This window comes from Enterobacter cloacae complex sp. IR5441 (assembly GCF_049238215.1).
In the GTDB taxonomy this organism is placed as follows: Bacteria; Pseudomonadota; Gammaproteobacteria; order Enterobacterales; family Enterobacteriaceae; genus Enterobacter; species Enterobacter hormaechei_C.
Window position 1 is genome coordinate 113673 of record NZ_JBMKIA010000012.1, and the last position, 12387, is coordinate 126059.

Annotated in this window: 13 protein-coding genes; 9 read left to right on the forward strand and 4 right to left on the reverse strand. The window is 57.4% G+C overall.

What is annotated here, in order from left to right; translation table 11 throughout:
* Positions 1-183 precede the first annotated feature (183 nt).
* The 5 genes from ACOTX5_RS14935 to ACOTX5_RS14955 all read left to right on the forward strand — a co-directional run bounded on the left by ACOTX5_RS14935 (position 184) and on the right by ACOTX5_RS14955 (position 5217).
* Positions 184-1752, forward strand: coding sequence for an ABC transporter substrate-binding protein (locus tag ACOTX5_RS14935; protein ID WP_045910674.1), 1569 nt, complete (start codon positions 184-186; stop codon positions 1750-1752).
* Positions 1753-1850: 98 nt separating this feature from the next.
* Positions 1851-2864, forward strand: a complete 1014-nt coding sequence (locus ACOTX5_RS14940; protein WP_023303249.1) for an ABC transporter permease — start codon at positions 1851-1853, stop codon at positions 2862-2864.
* The gene (locus ACOTX5_RS14945; protein WP_023296077.1) at positions 2864-3697 is read left to right on the forward strand and encodes an ABC transporter permease; all 834 of its coding nucleotides are present in this window, start codon (positions 2864-2866) and stop codon (positions 3695-3697) included. Before ACOTX5_RS14940 ends, ACOTX5_RS14945 begins: the two co-directional genes overlap by 1 nt.
* On the forward strand, positions 3690-4526 hold the full coding sequence (locus ACOTX5_RS14950) for an ABC transporter ATP-binding protein (RefSeq protein ID WP_023303248.1): 837 nt from the start codon (positions 3690-3692) through the stop codon (positions 4524-4526). Before ACOTX5_RS14945 ends, ACOTX5_RS14950 begins: the two co-directional genes overlap by 8 nt.
* Positions 4513-5217 carry an ABC transporter ATP-binding protein gene (locus ACOTX5_RS14955; RefSeq protein WP_045910675.1) on the forward strand — a complete coding sequence of 235 codons (705 nt, stop codon included), beginning with the start codon at positions 4513-4515 and terminating at the stop codon, positions 5215-5217. The genes ACOTX5_RS14950 and ACOTX5_RS14955 overlap by 14 nt, the downstream gene beginning before the upstream one ends.
* 69 nt (positions 5218-5286) lie before the next feature.
* On the opposite strand, the gene ACOTX5_RS14960 is transcribed toward ACOTX5_RS14955, so the two are convergent.
* From ACOTX5_RS14960 to budA, 4 genes are all read right to left on the reverse strand, one after another.
* Positions 5287-5760 carry a cold-shock protein gene (locus tag ACOTX5_RS14960; RefSeq protein ID WP_017382537.1) on the reverse strand — a complete coding sequence of 158 codons (474 nt, stop codon included), beginning with the start codon at positions 5758-5760 and terminating at the stop codon, positions 5287-5289.
* Positions 5761-5897: 137 nt separating this feature from the next.
* Complete coding sequence (locus ACOTX5_RS14965) at positions 5898-6668, reverse strand: (S)-acetoin forming diacetyl reductase (RefSeq protein WP_045349884.1); 771 nt, start codon at positions 6666-6668, stop codon at positions 5898-5900.
* Positions 6669-6688: 20 nt separating this feature from the next.
* Entirely contained in the window at positions 6689-8368 is a 1680-nt protein-coding gene (alsS, locus tag ACOTX5_RS14970; RefSeq protein ID WP_023296074.1) for an acetolactate synthase AlsS, read from the reverse strand.
* 13 nt (positions 8369-8381) lie between these two features.
* Positions 8382-9161 carry an acetolactate decarboxylase gene (budA, locus tag ACOTX5_RS14975; RefSeq protein WP_028012263.1) on the reverse strand — a complete coding sequence of 260 codons (780 nt, stop codon included), beginning with the start codon at positions 9159-9161 and terminating at the stop codon, positions 8382-8384.
* 105 nt (positions 9162-9266) lie between these two features.
* Here budA and ACOTX5_RS14980 point away from each other — a divergent pair, with 105 nt between their 5' ends.
* The 4 genes from ACOTX5_RS14980 (at position 9267) to ACOTX5_RS14995 (ending at position 12064) form a co-directional block, all read left to right on the forward strand.
* On the forward strand, positions 9267-10148 hold the full coding sequence (locus ACOTX5_RS14980; protein WP_003858850.1) for a LysR family transcriptional regulator: 882 nt from the start codon (positions 9267-9269) through the stop codon (positions 10146-10148).
* A gap of 302 nt (positions 10149-10450) precedes the next feature.
* A complete protein-coding gene (locus ACOTX5_RS14985; protein WP_157843337.1) occupies positions 10451-10558 on the forward strand; it encodes an ash family protein in 108 nt (35 codons plus the stop codon).
* A 26-nt stretch (positions 10559-10584) separates the two neighbouring features.
* Entirely contained in the window at positions 10585-11040 is a 456-nt protein-coding gene (locus ACOTX5_RS14990; RefSeq protein ID WP_045910676.1) for a hypothetical protein, read from the forward strand.
* A 241-nt stretch (positions 11041-11281) separates the two neighbouring features.
* Positions 11282-12064: a DUF2971 domain-containing protein gene (locus ACOTX5_RS14995; RefSeq protein WP_045910677.1), complete on the forward strand. Its 783-nt coding sequence runs from the start codon at positions 11282-11284 to the stop codon at positions 12062-12064.
* The last annotated feature ends 323 nt before the right edge of the window (positions 12065-12387 follow it).

The window sequence follows — 12387 nt, forward strand, 5'->3', positions numbered from 1 at the left end:
AAGGTAAGGAGTTTGTTATAGCAGGTTAAAAAGCGAACGCAAAGAGAGGTGACTCATAACCAGACCGAATGCATTATTCCCTGATGGCATAAGCAAAGCAGAATTTCGACTTTGAGGAAATCCTCAGCCAGCCTACCGTAACGGTGCAAAAACAATCACAATATATTTTCTTCAGGGATCGCTATGACTAAAAAACTGCTGCCGTTACTGGTGCTGGCTGCGCTCTCAAGCGCTGCTCACGCCGCTACCCCACCCAACACGCTGGTTGTCGCCCAGGGTCTGGATGATATCGTGAGCCTTGACCCGGCCGAAGCCAACGAACTTTCCAGCATCCAGACCGTACCGAGTTTGTATCAGCGTCTGGTACAGCCGGACCGCGATAACCCGGAAAAAATCACCCCGGTTCTGGCCGAAAGCTGGGAAGCGGACGCGGCAGCAAAAACCCTGACCATCAAACTTAAGCCCGATGCGAAATTCGCCTCCGGCAACCCGCTGCGCCCGGAAGATGTGATCTTCTCATATACCCGCGCCGTGACGCTGAACAAATCCCCGGCGTTTATCCTCAACGTACTGGGCTGGGACGCCAGCAACATCGCCAGCCAGCTGAAGAAAGTGGACGACCATACCCTCACGCTTCGCTGGACGGCGGACGTCAGCCCGTCGGTAGCGCTGAATATACTCTCCACGCCGATTGCCTCCATCGTCGATGAAAAGCAGGTTGCGGCGAACGTGAAGGATAATGACTTCGGCAACGCGTGGTTAAAAATGCACTCTGCGGGCAGCGGCGCGTTCAAAATGCGCGTTTACCAGCCGCATCAGGCCATCGTGCTGGAAGCCAACGAATCCGCGCCCGGCGGCGCGCCGAAGCTTAAAAGCATCATCATTAAAAACGTCCCCGATCCCGCTTCCCGCCGCCTGCTGATCCAGCAGGGTGATGCGGACGTGGCGCGCGATCTGGGTGCAGACCAGATAATCGCCCTCAGCGGCAAGCCGGGCGTGAAGGTGCTTAGCATCCCTTCTGCCGAGCAAAACTATCTGGTGTTTAACACCGGCAACAGCGCTAACCCGCTGCTGAATAATCCAGCGTTCTGGGAAGCCTCGCGCTGGCTGGTGGATTATGAAGGCATCACCAAGGACCTGCTGAAAGGCCAGTATTTTGTTCATCAGAGCTTCCTGCCGGTCGGCCTGCCGGGCGCGCTGGAGGACAATCCGTTCACGTTTGACCCGGCAAAAGCAAAAGCGATCCTCGCCAGGGCGGGCATCAAAGACGCGCATTTCACGCTGGACGTAGAGAATAAACCGCCGTTCATCACCATCGCGCAATCCATGCAGGCGAGCTTCGCTCAGGGCGGCGTGAAGGTGGATCTGCTGCCCGCGGCGGGTAGCCAGGTGTACGCCCGCGTGCGTGCGAAACAGCATCAGGCGGCCATACGTCTGTGGATCCCGGACTACTTCGATGCACACTCCAACGCCAGCGCCTTCGCATGGAATGACGGGAAATCCAGCACCGTGGCCGGGCTTAACGGCTGGAAAATTCCGGAGCTGAACAACGCTACGCTGGCGGCGGTTGCCGAGCCGGATCCGGCAAAACGTCTGGATCTGTATAAGAAGATGCAGGAACAGTTACAGCATAACTCGCCGTATGTGTTCGTTGACCAGGGCAAAACCCAGATCGTGGTGCGCGATAACGTGAAGGGGTATCAGCAGGGGCTGAACGCGGATATGGTCTGGTACGATCGCGTTACGAAGTAGCCCTTGTTGCCGGGTGGCGCTGCGCTTACCCGGCCTACGTTCCTGGTTTTTGCAGGCCGGGTAAGGCGAAGCCGCCACCCGGCATAAAGAGATTTCCCATGCCACATCTTTCCACCCGCGTGCTTCAGGGTCTGCTGACTCTCCTGCTCACGCTGTTCGGGCTACTGCTGGTCACGTTTGCGCTCTCTGCCTTTTCCCCGGTCGATCGCGTATTGCAGATCGTCGGCGATCACGCCAGCCAGTCCACTTACGATCAGGTTCGCCACCAGCTTGGGCTGGATCGGCCCCTGCCGGTGCAGTTCTGGCACTACCTGCAAAACCTCGCTCACGGGGATTTAGGCACCGCCAGCGCTACCGGTCAGCCGGTATTGCAGGACCTGCTGCACGCCTTTCCCGCCACGCTGGAACTGGCAACGCTGGCGCTAATTATCGGCACGGTACTCGGCGTGATTGCGGGTGTACTGTGCGCCCGCTACGCCGGTTCGCCACTGGACTTAGCGATCAGAACGCTCACCCTGCTCGGCAATTCGGTGCCAATATTCTGGCTCGGACTGCTGATGCTGGCTCTGTTCTACGCGAAACTACAGTGGAGCGCTGGCCCCGGCAGGCTGGACGACATCTGGCAATTCACCGTCGAGCCACGAACCGGATTTGCGCTGGTTGATACCTGGCTTTCCGGCGACCGCGAGGCGTTCCGCAACGCCATCAGCCACCTGGTGCTGCCGGTACTGCTGCTGGCCTACTACTCGCTGGCAAGTATCACCCGACTGACGCGCTCCGCCTGTCTGAGCGAGATGAACAAAGAGTACATATTGCTCGCCCGCGCCAAGGGCGCTGGAGAGATGACCATCCTGCTGCGTCACGTGCTGCCGAACATTCGCAGTACCCTATTGACGGTGATTGCGCTGGCCTACACCAGCATGCTGGAGGGCGCGGTATTAACCGAAACCGTCTTCTCGTGGCCGGGCATCGGGCGCTACCTCACCACGGCCCTGTTCGCCGGTGACACCACCGCCGTGATGGGCGGCACGCTGCTGATTGGCGTCTGCTTTGTTCTGATCAATAACCTTACCGACCTGCTTGTGCGGGCGACCGATCCCAGGGTGCGCTAATGCCGTTTTATCTCTTCTTACGCCGCCTGCGCCGCTCCCCTGCCGCGTTTTGCGGGCTGATCGCCATCGCGCTGCTGGTGCTTATTGCCCTGCTAGCACCGTGGCTTGCGCCGCATGACCCCAACTGGCAGGACGCCGCCGCGCGTCTGCAACCGCCCAACGCGCAGCACTGGCTGGGTACCGATAGCTATGGGCGGGATCTGCTCTCCCGATTAATCTACGGCACCCGTCCGGCACTGGGGCTGGTGGCCTTAGTCACCGTTATTACCCTCCCCGCCGGTCTGCTGGTGGGGATTTTGTCAGGCTACTACGGCGGCTGGATGGAGCGCATCCTGATGCGCTTTACCGACGTGGTGATGTCGATGCCGCGCCTGATCCTCGCCTTCGCGTTTGTCGCGATGCTCGGCCCCGGTCTGGTGAACGGCGCGCTGGCGCTGGCCTTAACGACCTGGCCTGCCTATGCGCGCCAGGCGCGCAGTGAAATCCAGCGTCTGCGCCACAGCGATTATCTGGCCGCCGCGGAGATGATGGGCATTCGCGGCCCGCGCCTGCTGGTCGGCCATATTCTGCCCCTGTGCCTGCCCTCCGCGATTGTACGGCTGGCGCTGGATCTGGCCGGGATCATTCTGGCCGCCGCCGGGCTGGGTTTCCTTGGCCTGGGCGCACGTCCACCGATGGCGGAATGGGGCGCGATGATCGCCGACGGCATGCAGGTCATTTTTGACCAGTGGTGGATTGCCGCCATTCCAGGCGGGGCGATTCTGTTTGCCAGCCTGGCCTTTAACCTGCTGGGCGATGGCCTGCGCGACGTACTGGAGCCACAGCATGACTGAACACCGCGTCATCGTCGATGCGCTGAATATCGACTACCCCGCCGCGCGCGTGGTCCACAACCTGAGCTTTACGTTAGGCAACGAGCGGCTGGCGCTGGTGGGAGAATCCGGCTCCGGCAAGTCCATGTCTGCCCGCGCCCTGATGGGGCTGGTGCGCAAGCCCGGCATCGTGAGCGCTAAGCGGCTTAACGTGCTTGGCAACGACCTGCTGACCCTGAACAGCCGCCGCTGGCAGGCGCTGCGCGGCAACGGCATTGCGATGGTTCTACAGGACCCGCGCTACGCGCTAAACCCGGTGAAAACCGTCGCCGCCCAGCTTGATGAAGCGCTGACCCTCCATCAGCGCCTGCCCCGCGCCGAACGCCTGGCGCGCATTCACGATATCATCCGCGCCGTGGGGCTGAACGAGCACGTGCTCCAGCGCTATCCCGGCGAACTCTCCGGCGGCATGGGCCAGCGCGTGATGATCGCCATTGCGCTCGTCAACAACCCGCAGGTGCTGATCGCCGACGAACCGACTTCCGCGCTGGACGCACGCCTGCGCAACCAGATCCTGGAGCTGCTGGTACAGCAGTGCGAGGCGCGGCAGATGGCGATGCTGTTAATCAGCCACGATTTGCCGCTCGTCGCGGAACACTGTGACCGCGTGCTGGTGATGTATCAGGGTGAGAAAGTTGATGAAATGGCGGCGAGCCAGTTGCCGCAGGCAACCCATCCCTACACGCGCACGCTCTGGACCTGCCGCCCGAACGCCGGGACGTTTGGCCAGATGCTGCCGACGCTCGACCGTTCGCAACCGTGGAAGGAGGCCGACAATGGCACTCGTTGAGGTTAACCAGCTCCTGGTGAGTTTTGGTGAAAAAACGGCGGTTTCCGCCGCCAGTTTTGCGATCGAAAAAGGCGAAACCTTCAGCCTGATCGGTGAATCCGGCTGCGGCAAATCGACTCTTCTGCGCGTGCTGGCGGGGCTGCTGCGCGAGTGGAATGGCCACATTTCCGTCCTCGGGGAAAATTTACGGCCAGGACGACGTTTTGAAGGCGCGCTTCGCCGTAACGTGCAGATGGTGTTCCAGGATCCGTGGGCGTCTTTGCACCCGAACCACACCATTGCCCGCACCCTGTCGGAGCCGTTAAACATCCACGGCGAAACCCAGGTTGCCGAAAAGGTGGCGGATGCGCTGCAACAGGTGGGTCTGGCTGCCGACGCGGCCAGGCGTTACCCGCATCAGCTTTCCGGCGGACAGCGTCAGCGCGTGGCCATTGCCCGCGCGCTGCTGCTGCGCCCGCAGCTTCTGCTGCTGGATGAACCGACCTCGGCGCTGGATATGTCGGTACAGGCGGAGATCCTGAACCTGCTCAACCGCCTGAAGGCGCAGCACGGCATGACCTACCTGCTGGTGAGCCACGATGCGGACGTGATTGCGCATATGTCCGACCGGGCGGCATTTATGGCGCACGGGGAGATCCAGCGGGTATTTGACCGTGAAGCAATGTTGCGGGGAGAGCACAGGATGGGGTAAACCGTGCGGCGGCGAGTGCCGCACGCATTTCGTAGGCCGGGTAAGGCGTAGCCGCCACCCGGCAAAACGTTACTTCAGCAGCTTCACCGTGGCATCAATGTCGATCTCATCTTCAGTGAAGATCATCGTCGTGTTCTGGAAGGTGGTGATCGCCAGCTTCTTCACCGTGCGCATTTCGCCCGGCTTTTTCTCGGTTTTGGGTTTGATGCTGTTCATCAGCAGCCCCACCGACAGCACCGCATTCTCTTTGTCGATTTTGGTCTCAACGGGCTCTTCCTCGCTGAACACCACGAAGGATTTAATTGAGGTGAGCTTCACGCGCTCGCCCGCAATATAGAGATGCTTACTCTCCGGGATCACCTTCACCGCATACGCGGAAAGGCCTTTGCTGTTGGTGGTTGGCTCGAAGGTCACCGCCGCATCTTTTTTAATCAGATCAGGGTTGGCGACCTTAATCACATGAAAATAGCGGTTGTCGCCGTTTTCATCTTTGATAAATCCAAAGCCTTTATCTTTAAACCACGTTGTGATTGTACCGTTCATCGCTGTTACCGCCTGTCAGATCTCAAGACTAAAGTTTTGCAGCGCGCAGTGTAATGCACAATGGCTGACGAGACAAAAAAAAGCCCCTGCACGGGAGCAGGGGAAAGTTCATGTCAGAGCTTTTTAGTATTGTGTATTTAGTTGAACACCATCCCACCATCAATCAGCAGCGACTGACCGGTCATGTAGTCGGAATCCGGCCCGGCGAGGTAAGAGACGCAGGCGGCCACGTCTTCCGGTTCGGACAAACGGCCAAGCGTGATGCGTTTGGCAAAGGTTTCCGTCCCGTAGCCAAGCGGTTTACCCGCCGCCTCGGAGACCTGACGGTCGATTTCCGCCCACATCGGCGTTTTGACGATCCCCGGGCAGTAGGCGTTAACAGTGATCCCCAGCGGCGCGAGATCCCGCGCGGCGGTCTGGGTTAAGCCACGCACCGCGAACTTGCTGGAGCTGTAGACCGCCAGCTCCGGGTTACCGGTGTGGCCCGCCTGGGAGCAGGCGTTGATGATCTTGCCGCCGTGCCCCTCTTTACGAAACGCGTCAATTGCGGCCTGAATGCCCCAGATCACCCCTTTCACGTTGATGTTGTAAACCTTGTCGACAATCTCCGGCGTGATGGATTCTATGGGCGTGGACGGCGCCACCCCGGCGTTATTGACGATGACGTTAAAACCGCCCAGCGCGGTGCGGGCTTTTTCCACCGCCGCGAACACCTGCTTGCGGTCAGAGACGTCCACCTTCACGGCGACGGCCTTCCCGCCGTTACGGTTGATCTCATCCGCGACCGCTTTCGCCGTCTCTTCGTTGTAATCCGCAATAGCAACGGCAAAACCATCCTTCACCAGGCGAAGCGCGATCGCTTTGCCAATCCCCTGGCCGGAGCCGGTTACGAGAGCCACTTTTTGCATTTCTCTGTCCTTATATTAATTCACAAAATCTGGCTGAGATGGAGCTGGCCCATCAGCAGCGGGTTATCGCTGTAGTCGACGGGAATGGCCACCACGGCCGGGCCATCGACATCCATTGCCGCACGCAGCGTCGGTTCGAGCGCATCGGCGCTCTCGACGGCAAAGCCTTTCGCACCGAACGCGTCGGCATAGACTTTGAAATCGACCGGGCCGAACTCGACGCCGGAAAGCCTCTGGTATTTTTTCTCTTCCTGGATGGCCACCATGTTGTAGGCGTTATCCACCCAGATGATGTGCAGCACATTGGCGTTGAGGCGTACGGCGGTTTCCAGCTCCATGCTCGACTGCAAAAAGCCGCCGTCCCCGGAGACCGAGACCACCTTGCGCCCCGGGTTGACCAGCCACGCGCCAATCGCCCACGGCAGCGCCACGCCCATGGTCTGCTGACCGTTGGAGATCATCACCTGACGCGCCCGGAAGCTGTAAAGGTAGCGGGCGATCCAGATATGGAAGCTGCCCATGTCGACGGTGAGCGTCACGTCGTTGTTCACGATGTCCTGCATGGCGCGCACGATGCGCAGCGGATGCAGGGCAAACTGGTTAAGCGATGCGCCGCGACGGTCGAGGAGGTCCCGCTGATGCTGGCGATCGACAAGAATTTCCGAGGCGCGCTGGCTGAGTTCAAGTTTGTGCTCGATTCGACTGGCAAGCAGATTCAGCGTGGCAGCAATATCCCCGACCAGTTCCAGATCGGGAACATACTTGCGCTCCTCATAGGCGGGCAGCACGTCAATGTGCACCAGCGTGGCGTCGCCGCTGTTCCACATGGACGGCTCGTACTCCACCGGGCTGTAGCCGATGCAGATAATCAGGTCCGCCAGATGCAGCAGCCGGTCGCCCGCCTGGTTGTTAAAGAGGCCGACGCGTCCGGCGAAGCGGGTGAAGTGTTCCTGATTCACCGCCCCGGCGGCCTGATAGGTGCTGGTGACCGGAATACGGCTTCTCTCCAGCAGCTTATGCAGCGCGGCGCTGTTGGCGGGCTGGCTGGCCATCAGGCCGAGTAAGATGACCGGATTTTTGGCCTTCGCGATAAGCTTCGCCACGTCGTTGATGGCTGACTCCGGCGCCGGGCCCATCAGCGCCGCGGTGCTGGCGGGTAAAATCGCCCCCGTGGTGGGCTGGTCGACAATATCCTGCGGCAGGCTGACAAACGCCCCGCCCGGCCTGCCCTGCTCGGCAGCGCGAAACGCGTTCGACACCACCTCGGCAATCGCGTCCGGTGAATTAACTTCGACGGCGTATTTGGTGACCGGGCTGAACATGGCGACGGTATCCATGCTCTGGTGCACCAGTTTCGCTTTATCTGCTCGCTTCACCGCCCCGCCCAGCGCCACCACCGGGTCACCTTCGCTGTTGGCGGTGGCGATGCCGGTGATCAGGTTGGAGCAGCCCGGCCCGGAGGTGACCAGCGCGACCCCGGCCTTACCGGTTAGCCGCCCTACCGCTGCCGCCATAAACGCCGCGTTCGCCTCGTGACGCACCGGGATAATCTCGATGGAGGAGTCCAGCAGGGAGTCAAAGACCTTGTCGATTTTTGCGCCCGGTATGCCGAACACCTGCTTCACACCCTGCGCTTCCAGCTGGCCGACAACCATATCGGCGCCGTGCGCCCACTGACGTGACTGTTTCTCACTGTTCACGGTAGTTCTCCTGTTAGTTTTCGACGGCGCGGATAGCCGCATCAAGGTTGCTGGGGTGCAGGTTGGCCTGTAAAAACGCGCTGTCGGCGGGCAGGTCAATCATTAGCTTGTGAATTTCACCGAAGGTGAGCACGCCGCTCTCCAGCTGGTAGTCGAGCAGATGTCCCCCGCCCTGACGGTCGTCGGTGATAAAGTGTTCGTGATAGCCCGCCACGTTAATGCCCTGCATATGCTGCGGGGTGCGGAACCCGACCAGCACGCCCTCGCGCTGGTTAAAGCGGAACACCGGCTGGTCATCCAGCACGTCGGTCATCGCCCGGTACGGCGGCGTCTGGCGCGGTACGGTGCGGGTGTGCGCGTGGCGGAAATTGCCGTCGATGCGCAGCGCGCAGAACAGGTTATCGGAGGGGATTTGCTGGTCGATCACGTCGTGGATCTGCTGACGGCTGACCGGCCCGTCGAAGGTTTTGCGGTACTGCGGCTGGAACCAGGTCATCACCGCGAACGGCGTTTTTTGCTCCGGCTTCGCGGCGCGGGCGCTGCCGTCGGCGCGCAGCTGGTACACCTGGCTGCTGAAGGCAATCATTTCACCGTCCAGCTCGTTAAAGGTACCGAGACCAAAATCACCGTGTGCCAGCAGGTCGGCGATGGTCGTCTCCCCTTCGTAGACGCCGCTTAGCAGGGCGCTCATTAGCGATGTCTGATAGATCACGCTGTCAGGATGCTGAGCCGAGAACCCACGCAGGGTCTCGCATAAACTCGCCTCACAGTCGCATGCAGATGAATGCATCATCATGCCCGTCCTCTTCAACTTTATTTATAAAGGTTAAATAAATGTTGACCCGATTCAGCAGAGAGTTCCAATATAGAATCCATGCTGGTTTGAGACGTTTTTGATATGGAACTTCGTTATCTGCGCTATTTTGTCGCGGTAGCACGCGAGCGACACTTCACCAGGGCGGCCAAAGCGCTGGGTATTTCACAGCCTCCTCTGAGTCAGCAGATCAAACGGCTCGAAGAGGAAGTGGGCACGCCGCTGTTCAGGCGCCTGACGCGGGGCGTGGAGCTGACCGAGGCGGGAGAAGCCTTCTATGAGGACGCCTGTAAGATCCTGGCGCTGAGCGACGCGGCGCTGGAAAAAGCCCGGGGCATTGCGCGCGGGCTGAACGGCAGCCTGTCGATTGGCATCACCAGTTCAGATGCTTTTCATCCCAAAATTTTTGCGCTGATTCGCCAGTTTCAGGTGCAGAACATGGCGGTGCAGGTTCACCAGGTGGAAGCCAATATGTCGTCGCTGACGACGATGCTGGCGGAGGGTGAGCTGGATATCGCCTTTGTGCGCCTGCCGTGCGAGAGCAGCAAGGTGTTTGAGTTAAAAATCCTCGATCGGGAGCCGATGGTAGTGGCGTTGCATCGCGATCATCCCCTTGCTGCGTGTGGCGATCTGGCGCTGGATGAGCTGCGGGATACGCCGGTGGTGCTGTTTCCCCAGGAGGTCGCGCCGGGGCTGTATGACCGCGTTTACGGCAGCTGCGAGCGGGCCGGAATCGATATGCAACACACGCTGCAATCTTCACAACTTTCCTCTTCCCTGAGCATGGTCTCCGCTGGCGGCGGGTTCGCGCTGGTACCGAAATCCATGGCCGCTATTTCTCCGCCGAATGTCACCTACCATGCGCTGCGCTCGCCGGAGCTTTATACCGATATCGCGCTGTGCTGGCGGCGCTTTGAGCGTTCGCGGACGGTGAAGCGGTTTCTGGCGATGATGAGCGAGGGGTAGCTACGGTGCGGCTGTGCCCGGCGGCGCTGCGCTTGCGCGGGCCTACGCTTCGTGTCGCGGGTTGGTTGGCTGGTTGGCGGTTTTGTAGGCCGGGTAAGGCGCAGCCGCCACCCGGCAATGCCCTTTGGAAGCCGCCTCGCAAACTTTTAAGCAACCTTATGTAATTCAGGGGCATCCCTTTTCATCCCTTCTCCGCGGTCGTAAAGTGCCTGCGTTGCGGCACATCCGTAACCGGGCGTAGGAACCCGTTAGCATAAAGCGATATTTTTTGTCGCGACAGCGCATATCCCGTTAGAATCACGGTGGCGCTGACGGAGCAGTCGAAAGGCTGGCCGTTTTTCTTTATGCACGGTATTCCTACCTCCGTCAGCGCTACCCCCTCTGAGCGTAGGAACTCATCGGGCGGTTAACATTTTTTGCATAAAGAGGATGCCTTATGGCTACTATCCCTGGATTTTCTTACGCGCTTACTGAAGAAAGCGCTCTTCATCACCTTCTTCACCTGCAACTTCCCGATTCTGCGGATCTCTTTGAACTGGCTGACACCTGTGCGGCGTACGTAAGCGTACTGGTGGAAACGGACGATGCGGTGACATTTGCCACGCTCTGTAAGCAACTGCTGGCTGCGCTAAAACGAATGCGTGAGCGCTGTGACTCGGAACTTCCGCCGTATCTGGTGGAACAGCTAATTGCGGGGGAAAAGATCGCCTCCTGCGTACCGGACTGCTGGCAGGATACGGCGTTGCAGGTGGATTATGCTGTGGCGTTAACGCTGGCGGTAATGGGCGGAACGTTGCCTGTGAGCGTGGCGAAAGAACTCACCGGGCTACTGCATGATATGGTCTGGCTGCTGGCGGAGTTTGTGAAGGCACCGTATATCACGGCGCACTGAGGCGGGTGATGGGAGGCCGGAATACTGCTGGGTGAGAAGCGGGATTTCGGCCATATGCAAAGTACGACATTGTTTGTTCAATGTCTGTTAAAAGTGAACAGATGAAGTAAGATTCCAGGTAGCCGAATCCGCATGTCAGTGAATTGCTAAAAGAGAATGGGTCAGTAAAACGGGAGAGTTACGCCTATCTTGTCGAAAGGCTGTACACTGATAACCTCCTCTAAATGATTCAGAGCACTTTATGATTTTGTACAAATACATAGACCACGCGTCATTGGATCACTTCTTTAAAGATCGCTACATCTCTATAAAATTCACTCCTCATAGCGAGTTTAATGATCCTTTCGAAAGTTATGGATATGCACTTGATGATGAAACAATTGAATCATTAACTATGAGGTATGAGATCAATCAAAACCTTGCCTGCTTATGCCTTTCTAAAAATCCCCTGAACGTATTGATGTGGTCACATTATGCTGACAAGCATCAGGGTTTTGTTGTAGCAATCGACACAGAGAAAGCTGGATACAATGATGAAGCGAAATGCCTGATTACAGCTCCGAAAGGTCATATTGATTATTTAGATAGCCGCATAAAAAGCAAACTAAAAATCAGTCAAAAAAACATTTTTAATACTGATATAATAAGTAAACTATTACTTTCCAAATCATTACATTGGAAATATGAAGAAGAAGTAAGAATAATAAAAAAAACAGAATCATTACATAAATGCGATACTCTTTTAATTGACCATATAGTTGATCTAAAATCGGTGGTAGGTATTTACATCGGGATTAATAACAAAGGAATTGATGAAATCATTAGAAATAACAAAACATTAGAGACATTGATTTTAAATAAAGCAGTGCAATTATATCAATGTGAATTCAAGAAAAGTACTTGGGATCTCACAACAGAAGGTTATGAATATTCTAAATACCAGCATGATAGGCAGAGAATGGATATATTTGATTCCGCGGAGAACATTTTAAGAGCGATGGAAAGAAATCACATTGATGATTGAGTTTATTAGGGGCAATTATTATGTTAGCAATGACCGCTTCTGGCAAAAGCGAACGCATCTTTCACACGCCTCTATATAATCTGATTAGCAAAACTATTATCCACTTCACTCCTTCTCAGCATGCAATTCCTGAATACACTACGCAAAACAAAAAAATATCCCAAACCGAGCCATCCCTACCACTTTAATCTCAAGTAGCCTCCACTTAAAGTGCCCGAACTCACTACACGAGCACAATGATCACGTACATGTAGAAACTGCACTTTCTCACAGTTTCCACATTGTCAACCAGACTACCACGATCTATAATGTTTCCATCTTGG